A 20,416-nucleotide genomic window follows, 5' to 3' on the forward strand; every position below is an offset into this window, starting at 1 on the left:
GAACGGAAAGCGACGGTTGTCAGGGGTTCCCCATTTATTCTCCAACCAGAAAGGGACTATCACAGAAAATCAGTTTTCACTGACTTTCTGGACAGCCCCTACAGTCTGGGTTGTTTTTATGGGGAATATTGGTCAAATGGTGATAAATCTTGGCTGAGCAGTGATAACGATTATCAGAGTGGTGATACGTTTCTCACTATAGGAAATGGCCAGAAATTCATTCCAAATCATCTCGAATTGTAGCCTTTCGATGACTAATTGCTCGAATCGTTGGTAAACACGCCCGCATCGGTGTTAACGGTCGAAGAAACGGTGGTAAACACGTCCGAATCGGTGGTAATGGCTCAAGAATCGGTGGTAAACGTACGTGAATCGGAGGTAAACATAATCTTCGTTGAAATAGACTTGATTCATCCTTCTCGGTTTCCATACTGCCACCATGGGTATGCTATCGATAGAGGAGGGGATTAGTTTGTCGAAAAGATTAGTGTCTGCCATCCAAGAGTATGCCTTCCCGTTAAATGATCAAGCACTTGAGATAGTTTTGAACACAATTGGGGATGCCCGAATGGTCCTGCTCGGTGAAGCAACGCATGGAACTTCTGAGTTTTACAAAGTTCGCATGGCATTATCCAAACGGCTTATTCAGGAAAAAGGGTTCACTATTATTGCGGTAGAAGGAGATTGGCCGTCCGCCCAAGCGGTCAATCGCTATGTGAAAGGTTTTGATAAAGAAGGAAAATCCGCTCAGCAATTGCTGAAACAATCCTTCAATCGCTGGCCGACTTGGATGTGGGCGAATGAAGAAGTTGCGGTGCTTGTTGAGTGGTTGAAACGTGAAAATGAAGGAAAAGCTGCAGCAAATAAAACAGGATTTTACGGAATCGATATGTATAGCCTATATGAATCAATCGATGAATTGCTTCGATTTCTAAGAGAGAATCCACAGTTTCAAGCGGATTTGGAGTTGGCGAAAAAGGCGTTCTCCTGTTTTGAGCCGTATAACCGGATGCCAGAGCATTATGCGCTGTCGACTGCCCACTTCACGGATGAGTGCATAAGTGAAGTTTCCAGTTTGCTGACAACGATCCGTAGCCATGAGGATCTTTATTCGAATGAGCAGGAGAAGGACTTGAATATGACGATGAATGCATTAGTCGCGAAAAATGCAGAATCATATTATCGGGCGATGATGCAGGACGACGCCATCTCTTGGAATATACGCGATATGCATATGATGGAGGCGATCGACGAGATTTTGAACTACCATGGCGACGATGCAAAAATCATCATTTGGGAGCACAATACTCATCTCGGCGATGCTTCGGAAACTTCGATGGCCGACCATAAAATGATTAATGTCGGGCAGCTCATCCGCGAAAAGTATGGAAGGAAGGACACATTTGCCATCGGCTTCGGAACGTATGAAGGATGCGTCATTGCTGGCGAAGGCTGGGGGGAGCCTCATCAAAAAATGAACGTTCCACCCGCCAAATTCAACTCATGGGAAGGGCAGATGCATGCAGCGAATCCTAAGGATCAAGTTATCTTGTTTACAGAGGAAAACCGTCATTTATTCAATGAATGGATTGGCCATCGCGCTATCGGAGTTGTCTATAACCCGGAGTTTGAAGCGTATGGGAACTATGTATCGTCAAGGGTTGGCAGCCGTTACGACGGGTTTATGTTCATGGATAGGACGAATGCGTTGGAGCCTTTGTAAAAAGTATACAAACTGGATTCAGTGGAATCAAAGCTTTACGGAATCCAGTTTGAGTGTCCTTTTTTATTGGATTGTTGGTGATTTTATAAGATTGCATTTGCGATGATTTTATCTAATTTACGGATATCAACTTTTTTATTCAAATTTAATTTAAGCTTGCCTGCTTTTGTCCATAATTCAATTTCAGCATTCAAATCAATTTTTCCTGCATTTTCACTTGAATACATAATGATTGAGCTGAAAGGTATCGTATAGATTTCAACTTTTTTGCCCGTAAGTCCTTGTTTGTCCGCAATTATAAATCTTTTGTTCGTAACAACTGCAACATCACGAATTGTTTTGTATGCAACTTCGGCAACTTCACCTTCAATAAGTAATTCAGCGATGTCATCTGGAACGGGTACTTCTTCTGTGAATGTCCAAGCTGTAATAGCTGTTAAATCGGCCATTTGCAATTCTCCTTTTTTCTATTTATCATCACATATGAAAGATCAAAAGTATAGAAAAAGCTAAAAAACTTTCAAAATATCTTTTTACCTATTTACGATTAAACCACAACATGTTAGGGTAGTAGATGTACATAAGACACAATATATAGTATTGAACGATGGAATGGTACCGTTATCGGTTTAAAAAGGGAATCCGGAAATCCGGAGCTGTCCCCGCAACTGTAATCGCCGACGACCGTCTTGAAAACCACTGCAATCGTGATTGCGGGAAGGGAGACGGGAGAATGAAGCGTTAGCCAGGAGACCTGCCGTCCGTCGTCAAGCAACACTTTCTTCGGGGGTTGAGAGGTGGAAGCGAGCGGGTTTGCTGTTTTCATTTTTCATGAAAGTGTAAATGAGGGCTTCCCGAATTGTTTCCTACACAACATCTATGCGCGATGACGCTGCCGAAGAGGTGGCATCATCGCTTTTTTGCGTTTCATTTTAGGAGGGAGAATCAAAAGATGACCATTTTTACGAGAAAAACAGCAGTTGAAGAGAGACTGACAGCGCTACAGGAAGAGTTTGGGTACGATAAAATTGCATTATTAGAAAAGGCTAGCGAACGCTATAAAGAGCGTAATCCGGGACACAGTGACTCCGAGTGGACAAAAGCAATGATTTTGGAAGCACTTAGCAATATTGATGAAGTTTCTGGCTATTGGACATTCGTGGCAGCGAGGCTTTATTTGCGGGAAATGTATACACAAATAAAGCAGTTATGTGGACGCGAGCCTTATTCGGATTTTGTTGCACATGTTGAAGATCTTGTTGCAAAGGGTCTTTATGCGCCCGAACTTTTGGAGAAGTATACGCGCGAGGAGCTTTCTGCTATTGGGAAATTGATCGACCCGGAAAGGGACAAGCTATTTACATATATCGGTTTGAAAACTTTAATGGACCGCTATGCAGCAGTTGACTATAACAAGCGTCCTGTTGAATTGCCGCAGGAACGTTGGCTCGTCATTGCGATGACGCTAATGCAAAATGAAACGGACGACCGGAATGTCAAAATTGCGGAAGCTTATTGGGCGATGAGCAATTTATATATGACTGTTGCGACACCGACGCTTGCGAACGCGGGCAAGCCGCATGGCCAGTTGTCGAGCTGCTTCATCGACACGGTTGATGATTCATTGTTAGGTATTTATAACAGCAACACGGATGTTGCGAACTTATCCAAGTATGGTGGTGGCATCGGGGTTTATATGGGAAAAGTACGCTCTCGCGGAGCTGCGATTCGAGGTTTTAAAGGTGCATCGAGCGGTGTTTTACCTTGGATTAAACAATTGAACAATACGGCAGTGAGCGTTGACCAATTGGGGCAAAGACAAGGCGCAGTCGCGGTTTATTTGGATGTGTGGCATCGAGACATTTATACTTTTTTGGATTTGAAATTGAACAACGGAGATGAAAGATTGCGTGCGCATGACATCTTTACAGGCGTCTGCCTTCCTGATTTGTTTATGGAGAAGGTAAAAAGCAGGGGAGACTGGCATTTGTTTGATCCGCATGAAGTGCGCACAGTGATGGGCTATTCTCTTGAAGATTACTATGATGAAAAGCGAGGAAGCGGCTCATTCCGTGAGAAGTATGAGGAATGCGTCAATCATCCGGAATTAACAAAAGAAACCGTTCCCGCGATTGAAATCATGAAGCGTATTATGCGCAGCCAGCTTGAAACGGGTACGCCGTTCATGTTTTATCGCGATGAAGTGAACCGCATGAATCCGAATAAGCATGAAGGAATCGTCTATTCAAGTAACTTATGTTCAGAAATCCTTCAAAACATGAGCGCAACGACGTTTGAATCTGTGAAGCTTGAAGATGATGTCATCGTTACGAAATCGAAAGCGGGAGACTTTGTCGTATGCAATCTCTCCTCTATCAATCTTGGAAAAGCGGTTCCAGCAGGCGTTTTAGAAAGGCTGATTCCAATTCAAGTGCGGATGTTGGACAACGTCATCGAGCTGAATAAAATCCCGGTGCTTCAGGCACAACGGACAAACGGGAATTATCGCGGCATCGGCCTTGGAACATTCGGCTGGCATCACCTTTTGGCAATTTCCAATATCCGATGGGAATCGGAAGAGGCAGTACAATTGGCGGATCAGCTTTATGAAAAGATCGCATATTTGACAATCAAATCCTCAATGGAACTTTCAAAGGAAAAAGGGGCATATCCTTTATTCGAAGGATCCGACTGGCAAACGGGAACATACTTTGAGCGGAGGGGCTATGATTCGATGCAGTGGCGTGAACTGCGAGTCGATGTCGCAACAAACGGTATGCGCAACGGCTACGTAATGGCGGTTGCCCCGAATAGTTCAACATCGGTCATTGCTGGCTCGACTGCTTCGATCGATCCGATTTTCAAGCCGTTCTATCATGAAGAAAAGAAAGATTATAGACTTCCTGTCATTGCCCCGGATTTAGATCATAATACGTACGATGTCTATCGCAGATCCGCGTATGTAGTCGATCAACGCTGGTCCATCAAGCAAAATGCAGCAAGGCAGCGACATATTGATCAGTCGATTTCATTTAATATTTATGTTCCGAATAATATCCGGGCTTCTGTGTTGCTTGACCTCCATTTACAAGCATGGGAATCAAACATGAAAACTTCTTATTACATGCGGTCGACCGCTTCGGATATAGAGGAGTGTGAATGGTGCCATTCTTAATCGCTTATGCATCTTGGAGCGGCAATACAGAGGAAGTGGCGGAAATCATTGAGGAGAAGCTGTTACAAGGGGGAATAGATGTAGTAGTACATCGCATCGGTACGGTCCCTGTCCCGGATGTTCGGCAGTTTGATGCAATGATCATCGGCAGCTTTACTTGGGACCGGGGAGCGACGCCTGACGAAGTGAAAGATTTCGTCGCAGACGTTGGCTACAAACCGGAGCATGTATATGTCTTCGGAACTGGCGATACACAATTTGGCGGAGATGATCTCTTTTGTAATGCGGCAGTCAAATTGGCGTGGTTTTATCATTCTGCCATTGCACCGCTCAAAATCGAGCAAAGTCCGCGCGGTTCACAGGAGCAAACAGTCATTGAATGGTCGAAAGGAGTAGTGCAACATTGGAAACACTTACACGCGTTAAAGTGCTGAATCCAGCACATCCAAACAAATCAACGGCAATTTTCGGAGGAAAGGCAAGCGGCATTTTAAACTGGAATGACTTGGCGCATCCGCATTTCTATACACTGCGCCAGCGCATCCGTGCACTTTTCTGGACGGCAAATGAAGTGGATATGACACAAGATGTTAAGCAATTCCCGAATTTATCGAAAGGCGAACAAGAAGCGTTTCTGAAAATCATTGGTTTGCTTGCAACGTTGGACGGTCCGCAAACCGTTATTGCGATGAAAATTGCAGACTTTGCAACGGATCCATCCGTCAAATCGATTATGGCGACAATCGCCGACCAGGAGAGCGAGCATAACCATAGTTATGCATACGTCTTATCGTCGGTCACGACGTTGGACAAGCAGACAGCTTCTTTTGAAATGGGACGTACCGATGAAGTGCTTATGAAACGGAATGAGCGGATTGTGGATATTTACAACGAATTTGCAGAAAATCCAACGATTGAAACAGTGCTGAAGGCAATGATCTACACAACATTGTTGGAAGGACTCTTTTTCTACAGCGGATTCGCTTTCTTTTATAATTTGGCACGCCATCAGAAAATGGTTGGAACGTCTACGATGATTTCTTATATTAACCGTGACGAGCTCCAGCATGGCAAGGCAATTAGTGACATTTTCCGTGCCGCACTATCTGAAAATCCGGAGTACAACACCGAACAGTTCACAGAGTGGATTTACGATCAATTCCGTCATTCTGTCGATCAGGAGATCATCTGGAGCCGCTATGTATTGAAAGACATCGAAGGCATCGATCTCGATGAAATGGCGGGTTACGTGAAATACCGCGCCAACAAAATGCTTCGCATGTTGGGATTAAGCGAAATCTACCCGGAATTCACGGACAATCCGATGAAATGGATCCGCGCCTACGTCGATAATTTTGATGACACGAAAACGGATTTCTTTGAACAGACGTCAAGACAATACGTGAAGACGAGCGATTTGAATGGGTTTGATGATTTGTAAGGCGTTCCGTTTTCAGTGCGAGAAAAGTAAGAACTCATAAAATAAATAGCATTGGGATACAATTCGGAATGAATTTGTATCCTTTTTGCGTTGCCATTCATTCAATTGACATAGAACTCTATTGTCACAATACTTTATAGACAGTTAAGTAAAATTGAACAATTCAGTGTATAATTATTTTAGTGTCTCATATATAGTTATACGAGCTACAGGGTTGGTAGAAATAGCATTGGCAAATAAGAAATAAAAGAGGAGGGAGACGTACTATGATCATAGAATTGGATAAAGCCGAATATCGCAAATGCAGAAAAATATTACACGAACAAGGGCAATTAGAAGCGTTAGCAGTTGTTGAAAATATAAATCCGGGCCGTATTTTTGTGGATGATGGCAACAATCCTGCATCAGGACTGATATGGTTAGGGAATAATGATGGATTCATATTTTTTGGAAGTGAACAAAACGAGAGTTTCACTAGCGAAATAAATGGATTTATTGACAATACAATTAGACCGGAAGCTAAAAAAGTCCAATTGAAATGGTTTGAAGCAATGGGTAATCATGAAAAATGGGGTCCTGTCATAGAGGCAATATTTGAGCATCGTAAGTTGGGAAGTTGGAATCAAAAGGTTTATACACTACACCTGGAAGATTATCGAGAACAATCCGTACCCATTACAGAGTTCGGATATGAAGTGTTGCAGATCGAGGAAGAGCTTTTTACTGATGAATCCATAAAAAATATTGACTTTTTGCAATCAAAAATAGTAGAGTTTTGGCCCTCAGTTGAAGCTTTCTTTAGAAGTGGAAAAGGGTACTGTATCATTCATCAAAATGAAGTCGTAAGTGTTTGTTTTTCAGGTTTTGTCGCTGGCAATGTTCATGGCATTCATATTGAAACCGTAAAGGCTCATCAAGGGAAAAAACTAGCCCAAAGGATCGCCCATCGTTTCGTCAAAGATTGTCTGGAGAACAAGATCATTCCCTATTGGGATTGCATGGAAATGAACAAACCTTCTGTTGCTGTCGCAGAAAGCTTAGGGTTTAAAAATGTGTTTAACTATGTTGGATATGAGTTTCCATTGGAGTGATTGTTCATTTACAGTTTTATTGTGCTATAAATAAAACTATGTATAAGGCTTTGATGGTGATAATGATTGAAAAAATTATTAATATTAATGTTATTTCTGTTACTGGTTGGTTGTTCCAATCAAAGTAATCATTTGAATGTGAAGGAATTGAAAGAGGATCTAAATTATCTGAATGAAAAACTTAATGAAATTCATCCGGATATAGAGAAAATTGAATATGTCTCAAAAAAAGTAGATGAATATAGAAGTTCACTAACAGAAGAAGTATCCGAAAATTATTTTAAGGTGAAGATAATGGAGATACTCGCAATACTTGGGGATTCCCATACGGGTGTGTTAATAGATGAGAAAACGACTAAATTACCGATTCAACTTTTGAATTTGGATTCGGAAATTATTATTATCAGTAGTAGCAGTCAAGTGGCAAAAAAAGGGATAAGGTCCTTCAAATATCAGGGAAAAATATAAACGTAGTAATAAATGAGCTAAGAAAATATATATCTTATGATAATGAAGCTTGGTTTCAGCACCAGATTAATTTTCTGACCCTGGATTTTTTGCTGGAGTCGCTGGGCCTTTTGGAACAAAACAAAATCATTTTAACAGTAGAAAGAGATGGTGAAATAATAGAATATGAAATAGGCTTTGATAAAATTGAGAAAGACAAAGAGGGACCTCCCTATAACTGGGAAATAAAAATGCAAAACAGTATTAAAATAGGATATTTTAAACTAGTTGATTCAATATATAATCAACATTATGAATCGACAATTGATCAATTTTTTGACTCCGTGGATAAAAACAATATAGAAAGTATTTTAATTGATTTAAGGTTTAATAGCGGTGGGGATTCAAGAGTTATAAATTCTTTTTTGAAACACTTAAATGTTGATTCCTACAGACTTTACAACGATTCATCTGTAAGGCAACATAACGGTGATTATTCAAAAGATATTTATATTCTTACGGATTCGGGAACTTTTAGTTCTGGTGCAATGTTTGCAACTATTATGAAAGATAATGGTTTGGGTAAAATTATAGGGGGACCAGTGGGTCAAAACCCTACACATTTTGGCGATCCATTACTGATTGAATTGCCGAATTCAAATATAAAGATTGCAATCTCCCAAACAAAATTTATAAGACCAGCCACTAAGGATGAAAAGAATACTTTACTAATTGATATGCCTATATCGAAAACAGCAGAAGAGCTTTTAAATGAAGAGGATCGGCAATTGGAAAGGGCACTTGATTCAATTGTTAATCAGAACTAAATCACTTATGTTGAATCGAAATGTTTTTTATAGATACTGCTTCTATTTTGAACAGTAAAGGAAGGGCATCTTGGTTACGTTTGGAAATGGTGAAAATTAATGAATAGGAAGAAGAGGGAATGACCTATTTAATTATGAAAAGGGGGATTTAAAATGGATGTGCAATTTCCGATTGGGAAATTACAAGTTCCTGAAAAAGTAAATTTCGAAGATGTTCAAAAATGGTTAAAGGAAATCGAAACCTATACGGACCGATTGCGAGACACTGTTGACTCATTAAACGATGAGGAATTAAGCAAAACTTATCGTGATGGCAGCTGGACAGTTCGTCAACTTGTTCATCATATTGCGGATTCCCAGTTAAATATGTATCAACGTTTGAAGTTGGCTTTAACTGATGAAAATCCCGTAGTGCCCGCCTTTGATCAAGACAAATGGGCTGTCCAGCCGGATACCAACTTGCCTGTAGAAAGTTCGATTAAAATGTTGGAAGGAATCAACGAGCGCGTCGTATCTTTAGGTCATCACTTAACCGAGAATCAATTGGAGCGGATTTTCACTCATCAAGAAAACGGTGAAATCGCAGTTGCAACAAAAATTGCAAAGCTTTGTTGGCACGAAGAGCATCATTTGGCCCATATAAAAATCGCATTATCCAAATGACATCATATGTATCTAATAGGCAGCAAAACCGCTCGGAATAGGAGCGGTTTTGTTTGTTATATAGCATTTCAATAATCCCTCTTCACTTAATCTACCATTCTCCTCCGATAAATAGCGATCGTCAAAACTGCAAATACAACAACCCAGGCAAGAATAACAACCAGATTCGATAAGACATCACCGAATCCTGCACCTGTTTCCACAGCGGTGGCAATTTCGATTAGCTGAGCGTTCGGCATATAGTTAGCCGCCTTTAATACAGGATATTTGTCGGCAAATACAGCGATGAATGAACCGAATGTGAATATGCCGATGACGGGCAATACATAGACGGATGCTTCCATTACTGATTTTGCGAAAAGGCCAACTAATGTGCCTAAAGCAATGTAGAAAAGAGCGGAAATGATGAACGATAGAGTAATAACAAAAATGTTTTGCGGATAGTAATCGCTAAGGAATGCGCTGACTACGATAACGACCATCGTTAGAATGAATGATAGCAAACTTTTGCCGCTCAATATTTCAGCAGTGTTGGCAGGTGATAGCATAAGGCCACGCAACGTATTCTTTTCCTTTTCTTCAGCAATTAAGCAGCTTTGCACAAATGCGCCGACCATTGCAAACGTCATGTTGAAAATCATATAGTACGCGTCAAGCGATTCGACACCTATCCTGCCGTAAAAGGCAGCTAATAAAGGCGGCATGAAAATGACGACTGATACAGCCATATTCCGTGAAAAGTCCTTATAATCCTTTATTAAAATTGCGCTCATCCGCTTCCATGAAAATGTCATATTAGTTCCCTCCCAGTCACTTTTACAAAAATATCCCCTAAAGTCGGCTCATTCGAATGAATCGTTGCTACTTCATTTCGTTTCATATGCTCAAACAAAACTTGGGCTCCTTCAACACCTGTCGGAATAACAAGCTTTTCATCATTTTTCAGTTCAACTGTAATCGTTGAATCAGAATGTTGCTTTCTAAGATTATTTGGTGTATCCAATAACTGGATTTTCCCTTTATTTAGGAATGCAATTCGATTACATAGCGTTTCTGCCTCGTGCATATCATGCGTCGTCAGAAAAATGGTCGTTCCTTTTTCATTAAGAGCACGCAGCCCTTTGTAAATATGCACCGTATTCGCAGGATCTAATGCCGATGTTGGTTCATCCAAAAATAGGAGTTCAGGCTCATGTAGCAAAGCACGAGCAAGCGTCACTCTTTGTTTCATTCCTTTTGATAATGCAGCAACCCGTTTTGATTTCTCATCTACTAAATTGACAGATTCCAACACTTCTTCGATTTTCTTATGAGGCACATCATATAAATCGCAATAGAGCTTCAAATTATCGTAAATTGATAATCGTACATATAGGCCACTATTGTCAGTCAACACGCCAAATCGCTTTCGAAAAGCAGGCTTCTTTAACATTGAGACTGGTTCTCCGAACACCTTCGCAACGCCGCTCGTCGGGTTTAACTGTCCTGTCAATATTTTAATAGTAGTTGTTTTTCCTGAACCACTCGGCCCTAAGAAACCAAAAATTTCGCCTTTTTTAACTTGGAAACTGACACTTTCTATTGCAGTTTGATTGGCGAAAATCTTTTCCAGTCGTTCAACTTCTATAATGTTTTCCATCTCGCTTCCCCCTATGTCGTTTTGAGGTCGATTTGCTAACCTGATTCAAGCTTATAGGAGTGCGGGAGAAGGGGCATTATATTCTCCGTGAAAAGAGCGAATTGGCATCTAATAAGAGCAATTTTCCGGTTGAATGAAATTGTTTTTTTTTATGAACGGAGTCTATTTTGACTTGAAATTTCCATGGATAAGTCACATTTCGTCGAATTATTTCCGGGGAAATAAAACATGATTCTACAAATTAGAGCCCTAACCTATCTCTTAACGTAGCCATTTTTGTTTTTGACAATGGCACATTTGATTTTGGGGCATCATCTAATATGAGACTGTAGCTGTTTCTTGTCCACGTAATAATTTCCCGAACCTTTTGCAAATTGACGATATATGACCGATGGCAACGGAAAAAGCCGAACGGCGACAGTCGCTCTTCTAAATCATTTAATGTGAAAACGCTTGGAAAGGATTCTCCTTTTATATGTAAAAAAGATTGCCCATCACTGCTTTCTATGTAGTCAATCTCCAACGGATCAAATAACACGATTTTATCGTTTACTTTCGTCGGTATTTTTTCTAAACGGACAGGCTGAATAAGTATCGGCTCTGCTATAGTTTCCTCTATATCTTCTTTTGGGTTTTCGATCGAAACATTGTGTAAACCGTTTTCATCTAAACGGTACACTTCATCTGCGCTCGTAATTGCGCTTTCGAGGTTCATTGTCAAAATGAATATCGTTTTTCCACGTTTTTTAAGCGACTGGAGGATCGATAGAAAAATACGTTTTGATTCAAGATCAATGTTTTGGTCAGGTTCCTCTAATAGAAAGATATCTGGATCCTGTAAAAGTACACAGCCAAATTGAACCCGTTTTCTTTCTGAAAAGGATAATTGTTTAATTTTCACTTTACGCATCGCTTCCAATTGAATCGCACGGATTGTCTCATCTACAGATGTATCTGAATGATATAGCCTCTGTGTGAACCGCAACATTTCTTCAACAGTTAACCTTTCATATAATCCACTCTGCAAAAAAAGAAAACCAATTGTTAATTTCTTTTCCGAAAAGCTGCTCCCACCAATTAAAATTTCTCCATTTGATAACACCGTTCTTCCAAGCAACAGTTCGATCAACTGTTCACGGATATTGACGTTTGAATGCACAGCCGCAATTTTTCCTGGATTGACCAATAAATCAAAAGCAGGGAAGATGACCGAATCAAGAACCCGCTTTTCTGCTTTGATAAAGTGAAGTGACACATCATAGCCCCCGTTTTTTGAACTCTTTTTTCTAAAAATAGTATACCAGTATTTGAGTGCTTTCAAAACGCGCTGATGAAAAGAAGGACCGTAATGAACAGATAGATCCAAAGGATCCCATTCGTACTTTTGAACAAAAAGTGTCAGCTTGGAAGCGGCAACATACCAGACTTCGTACTTCCGAACTTTCATCTTTTAACAGATTGCTGCCGAAATAGGCATTTCCCTAATATCGGAAGCATGCAGGCTTCGTTATGATGGGAAGCAAGAAGAGTTGAAAATTTGAAGGAGGAGTTATCGATGAGCCAACTTACAATTGAAACAAATGTCTCTGAAATCGTTACTGTTCTGCCTCAAAGCGCTGATTTGTTCCGTAAGCTGCGGATTGACTACTGCTGTGGGGGCAAAATTTCACTTCGGGAAGCCGCGGAACAAAGGGAGCTTGCCCCGATCGATGTGCTGGCGAAGGTACAAAAAATGGAGGAGAAATGGGTAAGTCGCCAAAGTATGCATCCTTCTTCATTCGGAGAAAAGACTTTGGTTGCTTACATACAAGAAAAATATCATGAAAGCTTGCGTGAAGAGCTTCCGTTATTGTCTCCTTATGTTACAAAGGTGGCCCGTGTGCATGGAGAACGTGATCCACATTTATTGAAGGTGCTGGAGATTTTTAATACATTGCGCAAAGAATTGATCGATCATACCGATGATGAGGATTTAAATGTGTTTCCGATGATACTAAAATTCTTCGAGAATCCGTCAGAAGAATTAAAGTATAAACTTAGACCACATGTAGCGGAGTTAGAAGAGGAGCATGACAATACAGGTGCACTTTTCCATGAGTTAAGGGAAATTACTAATCATTTCACTCCGCCTAAGGACGCCTGCGGAACGTATCGCCTCGTTTATGCGCGTCTCGAACAATTGGAGAAGGATACATTTGAACATGTCCATTTGGAAAACAATATTCTATTTGAACGAGTGAAAACTCATTTAAATTAATGAATAATTTAAAATAATCGATTTTTTGCATCGATTAACGAAGCTTTGTTGATGGGAGTGGAAGTTGGGCTAGAGCAGATCGTTGAGAACACGGTAACGAAGATCGGGTTCTACGAACAAAAGAGAAGTACTAAAAGGGAGGGCGCAGTTTAATTGCTGAGAAAATAGTAGGAACTCATATCCCTTTTTGATCACTTTGTTGGTGGAAAGCAACCATCATAAATGGAAATTAACAATCTCTACGTCTTGTTGTTAACAATAATTGTTAAAGCTAACTTGAATCTTTATGACAAAAAGTTGCCGAAATGGTGACTTTTTTGTTTGAATCATGTGAACAAAACCAGAAATAGGGAAAACCCTAATGGTTCTATTTTGATTAATCTTTAACATGTAACGTATAAGGCGATGATACAGCTTGTTGACAAACGCTCGCATACTGCGAATCGAACAGCGAAGGGTTCGATTTGCCTCTTACGCGCCCTTTATGGAAAGATGTCGCGCATCTATACTGCCTTCCTTGACAAGCGTTTTCAAGCCAAGCTGGGCAAACACCTATCTCATAACTGAAATCCTTAAAAAGACTGTAGACAAAGTAAAAAGATACTTTGACTACAGTCTGGATAGTACGTCTCTTTCTCATGATTACTGCCATTCTGATAGAGGGAGTGAAATGGTTCTATGTCTAAGAACAAGTTTAGTATGAAGTATTTTAAGCCGGTGGAACGCTATTCAGGCAATTGGTCAGTGCTTGAAGAAAAAAGTCGTGATTGGGAAAACATGTACCGTCAACGTTGGTCGCATGACAAAGTTGTTCGTACGACGCATGGAGTTAACTGTACGGGATCTTGTAGCTGGAAGGTTTTCGTAAAGAACGGCATTATCACTTGGGAAAATCAGCAAATTGATTATCCATCATGTGGCCCTGATATGCCGGAATTCGAGCCGAGGGGTTGTNGAGGAAAATTATGGCGTATGTGGAGTGAGGCACTTTCTGAACATAAGCACCCAATTAAAGCTTGGGCGAGTATCGTTGAAGATCCCGTCAAATCGACAGAATACAAAAAAGCGAGAGGAAAAGGCGGGCATGTTCGGATTCATTGGAATGACGCCAAGATTTTAATCGCCGCGCAATTGATTTACACAATCCAAAAATATGGACCTGATCGGATTGCCGGGTTTACGCCGATCCCTGCAATGTCGATGATCAGCTACGCTTCGGGGGCACGCTTCATTTCATTATTAGGCGGTGAGATGCTTAGCTTTTACGACTGGTATGCAGACCTACCGCCATCTTCACCGCAAATTTGGGGAGAACAGACAGACGTGCCTGAATCGAGCGACTGGTTTAACGCAGGTTACATCATTATGTGGGGCTCGAACGTACCGCTCACTCGTACCCCTGATGCGCATTTCATGACGGAAGTACGGTATAAAGGAACGAAAACAGTCTCGGTCGCTCCGGATTATGCGGAAAGCGTTGTCCATGCTGACGATTGGATTTCTCCACACCCGGGTACAGACGCAGCTGTTGCACAAGCGATGACTCATGTCATCTTGGATGAATTCTATGAAAAGCGGAAAGAGCCAATGTTTATCGATTACGCAAAACAGTATACGGATATGCCGTTTTTAATCATTTTCGAAGAGCATGAAGGGGGCTATAAAGCGGGGCGGTTTTTGCGAGCGAGCGACATAGGTCAAGAATCTGAGCATGCGGAATGGAAGCCACTCATATTCGATGAAGTGAAAAATGAAGTAATTGTGCCGAACGGAACGATGGGGCAACGTTGGGAAAAAGATACCGATTGGAATTTGATCCTTGAAAATGAAGATGGCACAAAAATTGAACCGGCGATGTCCGTTGTTGACCACGGCGCCGAATGGAAAGAAATCCAGTTCCCTTACTTTGACAATGGCGGCAATGGCGTTTTCACTCGCGCTATTCCAGCGAAGAAAGTGAAGTGTGCTGACGGAACTGAGCGTTACGTTGCAACTGTGTACGACGTCATGATGAGTCAATACGGCATCCAGCGTTCAGGCAGCAAATGGGATGCGAAAGGCTACGATGATGCCGAATCATTTTACACACCTGCATGGCAGGCGAAGGTAACGGGCGTTAAGCCTGAATTGGTCGTTCAAATTGCTCGTGAGTTTGCTCAAAACGCGATCGATACGAACGGAAGATCAATGATTATTATGGGAGCGGGGATCAATCATTGGTTTAATAGCGATACTATCTATCGTTCAATTTTAAACTTAGTGACGCTGACGGCATCCCAAGGAAAAAACGGCGGGGGCTGGGCGCACTACGTTGGTCAGGAGAAATGCCGTCCGATCGAAGGCTGGAGCACAATTGCATTTGCTCGTGATTGGCAAGCACCGCCAAGATTGCAAAATGGAACGTCTTTTTTCTACTTCGCGACTGATCAGTGGAAGTATGAAGAAGGAGGAACGAGTTCGTTATCTTCACCGTTAGGCAAGAAATCCCGTTACGAGCATCCGGCGGATTATAACGTATTGGCTGCAAGATTAGGATGGCTGCCTTCTTATCCGCAATTCAATCGGAACAGCCTTATGCTGACAGAAGAAGCAGCAAAAGCGGGCAAAAAGACAACGAAAGAGATTGTCGATTACACAGTTGAACAATTAACATCAGGCAAGTTGAATTTTGCAATTGAAGACCCGGATGCACCTGAAAACTTCCCAAGATCATTGTTCGTCTGGCGTTCAAACTTAGTGTCCAGTTCGGCAAAAGGGCAAGAGTATTTCATGAAGCATTTATTTGGGGCATCGTCTGGATTGTTGGCAAAGCCAAATGAGGATATGAAGCCGGAAGAAATCGTCTGGCGGGATGAAGTGGAAGGAAAGTTGGATCTGCTTGTAGCACTGGATTTCCGGATGACGACAACACCGTTATATGCAGATCTCGTCCTTCCTGCGGCAACTTGGTATGAAAAAGTCGATTTGTCATCGACTGATATGCACCCATTTGTTCACCCGTTCAATCCGGCTGTCGATCCATTATGGGAATCGCGCTCGGATTGGGATATCTTCCGGTCATTGGCGGAAACGTTCTCACATATGGCGCAAACGTACTTGCCGGGCATTTACAAGGACTTGGTGACAACGCCATTGGGCCATGATTCCGTTCAAGAAATTGCACAACCATATGGAGAAGTGAAAGACTGGAAAAAAGGTGAGGTAGAAGCAATCCCCGGAAAAACAATGCCTAATATGACAATGGTCGAAAGGGATTTTACGAAAGTGTACGACAAATACATTACGTTAGGGCCCCTTTTATCGACTGGAAAAGTTGGTGCACATGGCGTCTCGTTCTCCGTAGCGGAAGAGTATGAAATGATGAAAGCGATCAATGGCATTTATGAAGATGAAACAATAAAGGATGGCTTGCCGAAGCTCTACACTGCGAAAAACGCCGCGGAAGCTATTCTTACACTATCATCCGCAACGAACGGCCGTGTATCGCAACGTGCTTTTGAAGCTGCGGAAAAAGATACGGGAGTAGAGCTGAAAGATATTTCGGCAGATCGTGCAGCGGAGCGTTTCACGTTTGCAAGCATTACCGCACAGCCGAGGGAAGTCATTCCAACACCTGTTTTCAGTGGCTCGAACAAGATGGGTAGACGTTACTCACCATTCACGACAAATATAGAGCGGCTCGTTCCATTCCGAACATTGACGGGAAGGCAGCACTTCTATATTGATCATGAACTGTTCCTTGATTTCGGAGAATCTTTGCCGGTTTATAAGCCGACTTTGCCGCCGATGGTGTTAGGACCAAAAGACAAGCAGATTGTCGGTGGCCAAGATTCACTCGTTTTACGATATTTGACGCCGCATGGTAAATGGAACATCCACTCGACGTATCAAGATAACCAACATATGTTGACGTTATTCCGAGGTGGTCCAACTGTTTGGATTTCAGATCTTGATGCAGCCGAACACGACATCGAAGACAATCAGTGGCTGGAAGTATACAACCGGAACGGCGTCGTGACGGCAAGGGCTGTTATCAGTCATAGAATGCCGAAAGGGACGATGTTCATGTACCACGCACAGGATAAGCATATTCAAGTGCCCGGATCGGAAATTTCGGCAGAGCGTGGAGGAAGCCATAACGCACCTACACGAATTCATATGAAGCCGACGCAAATGGTAGGAGGATATGCACAGCTCAGTTACGGATTCAATTATTACGGGCCGATCGGTAATCAGCGTGATGAATACGTAGCGGTCCGCAAGATGAAGGAGGTAAACTGGCTTGAAAATTAAAGCTCAAGTAGCAATGGTGATGAATTTGGACAAATGCATCGGTTGCCACACGTGTAGCGTTACATGCAAAACAACTTGGACAAATCGGGAAGGCGCGGAATACATGTGGTTCAACAATGTTGAAACGAAGCCTGGAATCGGATATCCAAAACATTGGGAAGATCAGGAAGTCTATAAAGGTGGCTGGGAGCTTGTAAACGGCAAGCTTCAGCTGAAGTCCGGATCCAAAATGTCCAAAATTGCCTTAGGGAAGATTTTCTACAATCCAGATATGCCCGAAATTAAGGATTACTATGAACCTTGGACGTATGATTATGAAAAGCTGACAACCGCGCCAGAACAAGAGCATACACCTGTGGCAAGAGCGAAATCGGTCGTTTCAGGAGAATATATGGACCTCGAATGGGGGCCGAACTGGGAAGATCAATTGGCTGGCGGACATATTACAGGACCGGAAGACCCGAACATTAAAAAAATAGAAGATGACATTAAATTCAATTTTGAACAAGCATTCATGATGTATTTGCCAAGATTGTGCGAACATTGCTTAAATCCAAGTTGTGTCGCGTCCTGCCCTGCAGGGGCCATCTATAAACGCGAAGAGGACGGTATCGTCTTAGTCGATCAGGAGGCATGCCGCGGCTGGCGCTATTGCATGACGGGCTGTCCGTATAAAAAGGTATATTTCAACTGGAAGACGAATAAGGCGGAAAAATGCACATTTTGCTTCCCGAGAATAGAGTCCGGATTGCCAACTGTATGCTCAGAAACTTGCACAGGCAGAATTCGCTACTTAGGCGTTCTATTATATGATGCAGACCGCGTGTTAGAAGCAGCATCAACGCCAAATCCGCAAGACCTTTATAAAGCACAATGTGATTTGTTTTTAGATCCGAATGATCCAGAAGTGATTGAGCAGGCAAGAAAAGACGGCATCTCGGAAGATTGGATTGTAGCTGCACAAAATTCGCCTGTTTACAAGTTGGCGATTGAGTACAAATTAGCTTTTCCATTACATCCAGAATACCGGACATTGCCGATGGTTTGGTACGTGCCACCGCTTAGCCCGATTATGAACTATTTTGAAGGGAAAGATTCAATCAAAAATCCGGATATGATTTTCCCGGCAATCGAAGAAATGCGCATCCCGATCCAATACTTAGCAAATATACTAACTGCGGGCGATACGGAAACTGTGAAGGAAGGATTGCAGCGTATGGCAATGATGCGTGCTTATATGCGTGCCGTATCGTCAGGAAAAGAGTTCGATGAATCAAAATTAGAGCGGGTCGGTTTGACTGCTCGCCAAACGAAGGCGATGTATCGGCTGCTTGCAATCGGTAAGTACGAAGATCGCTTTGTTATCCCGACTTCTCATAAAGAGGGGAGCATGAACGTATACCGCTCACAAGGTTCTACGGGTTATAACGAACAGATGGGTACACACGGTGAGAGCATCTCCAACTCACCAAGCCAATTTGGCTATTCGATGATGGGTGCTGATGGAAGCTGTGATGGCTGTGGACCGATTGCAAAGGGCAAAACAGGCAAGGAAATTTATGAAGAAAACTTCTACGGGGGGATTTGGCGTGATTGATTTAAACCGCCTTTACGATGAAAAAAGCGTCTTCGACTTTTTCGCTCATCATTTGTCCTATCCCGAGAAACAAATTTTCCATCCTGCGGCATTGGAAGAGTCAATTGACTCTTCTGATCCCGCCTATCCGGACGTAAAAAAATATTGGGACGCAATGCATGAATTAAGTCTTGATGATATTAGACAGTTGTATACAGAGACTTTTGATTTCGAGAAGCAGTGCACGCTGTTCATGACTTATGTGAAGTATGAGGATTCGAAAGAACGAGGGCAAATGCTTGCCCGATTGAAAGTTTTATATGAAATGTTCGGTTTGTTGATGCCGGACAATGAGTTATCCGATTTCCTTCCGCTTATGTGTGAGTTCATCTATGCTGCGGATTGGAAAGGAGATCCCCGTGCCCAGCAGAGCTTTGCCATGCTGTTGGCTGTTATGGAGGATGGCTCCTATCATTTGATGAAAGCACTGGAGAAAATTGAGAGCCCTTATTTTTATCTTGTCAAAGGGATGAGGGAGGCATTTAAGGCTTGTATCCAACAGGAGGTTCTTGCCAATGACTAATCAATTTTTATGGGTGATTTTTCCTTACGTATGCATTGCTGTTTTTATTGTCGGACATATTTTTCGCTACCGTCACGATCAGTTTGGCTGGACGGCTAAGTCTAGTGAATTTATTGAGAAGAAACAACTAATGATCGGAAGCCTTCTTTTCCATGTAGGCATCATACCGGTTATTTTGGGGCATGTTGCAGGACTTGGTATTCCGAAAGAGTGGACACGTGCAATTGGCATTAGCGACCATATGTACCATATGGGTGCTGTTTGGGGAGGCGGCTTTTTTGGAGTTGTCACACTTGCGGGGATGTTCATTTTAACTGCAAGGAGATTTTCGAACAAAAATGTCCGGAAATTGTCTTCGACATCGGATTTAATTGTCAACTCATTGCTTCTCTTTATCGTTTTTATCGGTGTTTACAGTTCTCTCGTGACGAATAATGTAAATCCGGGATTCGATTATCGCGATTCGATTTCCGTCTGGTTCCGTTCTTTGCTCATTTTCCGACCGGATGCAGGATATATGGCGTCCGTTCCACTACCATTTAAAATGCATATTTTAAGCGGTTTCCTTATTTTTGCTATGTGGCCGTTCACAAGACTTGTCCACGTATGGAGCGTACCATTGAATTATGCGGGAAGGAGCTATATTCTTTATAGAAGGTCGCCCGCTAAAGCGACTAGAAGATAAGGTATTTTCAATGAGG

18 protein-coding genes and 1 riboswitch are annotated in these 20,416 nt (G+C 42.1%); of the genes, 14 read left to right on the plus strand and 4 right to left on the minus strand.

Annotated features, from left to right (window positions below):
• Together ACFQ38_RS07185 and ACFQ38_RS07190 are read left to right on the plus strand one after the other, a co-directional pair.
• On the plus strand, positions 1-243 hold a 243-nt coding region (locus ACFQ38_RS07185), incomplete at its 5' end, for a hypothetical protein (protein ID WP_381480212.1).
• A 229-nt stretch (positions 244-472) separates the two neighbouring features.
• Positions 473-1,723, plus strand: coding sequence for an erythromycin esterase family protein (locus ACFQ38_RS07190; RefSeq protein ID WP_381480213.1), 1,251 nt, complete (start codon positions 473-475; stop codon positions 1,721-1,723).
• A gap of 83 nt (positions 1,724-1,806) precedes the next feature.
• On the opposite strand, the gene ACFQ38_RS07195 is transcribed toward ACFQ38_RS07190, so the two are convergent.
• Positions 1,807-2,172: a PH domain-containing protein gene (locus ACFQ38_RS07195; protein ID WP_381480214.1), complete on the minus strand. Its 366-nt coding sequence runs from the start codon at positions 2,170-2,172 to the stop codon at positions 1,807-1,809.
• 146 nt (positions 2,173-2,318) lie between these two features.
• Positions 2,319-2,499: riboswitch (cobalamin riboswitch) on the plus strand.
• Between the two features lie 176 nt (positions 2,500-2,675).
• Here ACFQ38_RS07195 and ACFQ38_RS07200 point away from each other — a divergent pair.
• The 7 genes from ACFQ38_RS07200 to ACFQ38_RS07230 all read left to right on the plus strand — a co-directional run bounded on the left by ACFQ38_RS07200 (position 2,676) and on the right by ACFQ38_RS07230 (position 9,367).
• Entirely contained in the window at positions 2,676-4,898 is a 2,223-nt protein-coding gene (locus ACFQ38_RS07200; protein WP_381480215.1) for a ribonucleoside-diphosphate reductase subunit alpha, read from the plus strand.
• Positions 4,883-5,332 (plus strand): flavodoxin, encoded by a 450-nt coding sequence (locus ACFQ38_RS07205; protein ID WP_381480216.1) that lies wholly within the window; start codon positions 4,883-4,885, stop codon positions 5,330-5,332. The genes ACFQ38_RS07200 and ACFQ38_RS07205 overlap by 16 nt, the downstream gene beginning before the upstream one ends.
• Complete coding sequence (locus ACFQ38_RS07210) at positions 5,278-6,339, plus strand: ribonucleotide-diphosphate reductase subunit beta (RefSeq protein ID WP_336823529.1); 1,062 nt, start codon at positions 5,278-5,280, stop codon at positions 6,337-6,339. The genes ACFQ38_RS07205 and ACFQ38_RS07210 overlap by 55 nt, the downstream gene beginning before the upstream one ends.
• Positions 6,340-6,605: 266 nt before the next feature.
• Positions 6,606-7,430, plus strand: a complete 825-nt coding sequence (locus tag ACFQ38_RS07215) for a GNAT family N-acetyltransferase (RefSeq protein ID WP_381480217.1) — start codon at positions 6,606-6,608, stop codon at positions 7,428-7,430.
• A gap of 66 nt (positions 7,431-7,496) precedes the next feature.
• Positions 7,497-7,898 (plus strand): hypothetical protein, encoded by a 402-nt coding sequence (locus ACFQ38_RS07220; protein WP_381480219.1) that lies wholly within the window; start codon positions 7,497-7,499, stop codon positions 7,896-7,898.
• 110 nt (positions 7,899-8,008) lie between these two features.
• Positions 8,009-8,704, plus strand: a complete 696-nt coding sequence (locus ACFQ38_RS07225; protein WP_381480220.1) for a S41 family peptidase — start codon at positions 8,009-8,011, stop codon at positions 8,702-8,704.
• A gap of 153 nt (positions 8,705-8,857) precedes the next feature.
• On the plus strand, positions 8,858-9,367 hold the full coding sequence (locus ACFQ38_RS07230) for a YfiT family bacillithiol transferase (RefSeq protein WP_336823526.1): 510 nt from the start codon (positions 8,858-8,860) through the stop codon (positions 9,365-9,367).
• A gap of 86 nt (positions 9,368-9,453) precedes the next feature.
• On the opposite strand, the gene ACFQ38_RS07235 is transcribed toward ACFQ38_RS07230, so the two are convergent.
• The 3 genes from ACFQ38_RS07235 to ACFQ38_RS07245 all read right to left on the minus strand — a co-directional run bounded on the left by ACFQ38_RS07235 (position 9,454) and on the right by ACFQ38_RS07245 (position 12,261).
• Entirely contained in the window at positions 9,454-10,161 is a 708-nt protein-coding gene (locus ACFQ38_RS07235; protein ID WP_381480221.1) for an ABC transporter permease, read from the minus strand.
• Positions 10,158-11,006: an ABC transporter ATP-binding protein gene (locus ACFQ38_RS07240; protein WP_336823524.1), complete on the minus strand. Its 849-nt coding sequence runs from the start codon at positions 11,004-11,006 to the stop codon at positions 10,158-10,160. The genes ACFQ38_RS07235 and ACFQ38_RS07240 overlap by 4 nt, the downstream gene beginning before the upstream one ends.
• 241 nt (positions 11,007-11,247) lie before the next feature.
• Positions 11,248-12,261: a LytTR family transcriptional regulator DNA-binding domain-containing protein gene (locus ACFQ38_RS07245; protein ID WP_381480223.1), complete on the minus strand. Its 1,014-nt coding sequence runs from the start codon at positions 12,259-12,261 to the stop codon at positions 11,248-11,250.
• Positions 12,262-12,561: 300 nt separating this feature from the next.
• On the opposite strand from ACFQ38_RS07245, the gene ric reads away from it, so the two are divergent.
• From ric to narI, 5 genes are all read left to right on the plus strand, one after another.
• Positions 12,562-13,263: an iron-sulfur cluster repair di-iron protein gene (gene ric, locus ACFQ38_RS07250; protein ID WP_381480224.1), complete on the plus strand. Its 702-nt coding sequence runs from the start codon at positions 12,562-12,564 to the stop codon at positions 13,261-13,263.
• 678 nt (positions 13,264-13,941) lie between these two features.
• Positions 13,942-17,556 (plus strand): nitrate reductase subunit alpha, encoded by a 3,615-nt coding sequence (locus ACFQ38_RS07255; protein ID WP_381480225.1) that lies wholly within the window; start codon positions 13,942-13,944, stop codon positions 17,554-17,556.
• A complete protein-coding gene (gene narH, locus ACFQ38_RS07260) occupies positions 17,546-19,153 on the plus strand; it encodes a nitrate reductase subunit beta (protein ID WP_381480226.1) in 1,608 nt (535 codons plus the stop codon). The genes ACFQ38_RS07255 and narH overlap by 11 nt, the downstream gene beginning before the upstream one ends.
• The gene (narJ, locus tag ACFQ38_RS07265) at positions 19,146-19,715 is read left to right on the plus strand and encodes a nitrate reductase molybdenum cofactor assembly chaperone (protein ID WP_381480227.1); all 570 of its coding nucleotides are present in this window, start codon (positions 19,146-19,148) and stop codon (positions 19,713-19,715) included. The genes narH and narJ overlap by 8 nt, the downstream gene beginning before the upstream one ends.
• Positions 19,708-20,400 (plus strand): respiratory nitrate reductase subunit gamma, encoded by a 693-nt coding sequence (gene narI, locus ACFQ38_RS07270; RefSeq protein WP_336823518.1) that lies wholly within the window; start codon positions 19,708-19,710, stop codon positions 20,398-20,400. Before narJ ends, narI begins: the two co-directional genes overlap by 8 nt.
• Positions 20,401-20,416 lie beyond the last annotated feature (16 nt).

The sequence above is a fragment of the Sporosarcina contaminans genome, assembly GCF_042679045.1.
Classification (GTDB): Bacteria; Bacillota; Bacilli; order Bacillales_A; family Planococcaceae; genus Sporosarcina; species Sporosarcina contaminans.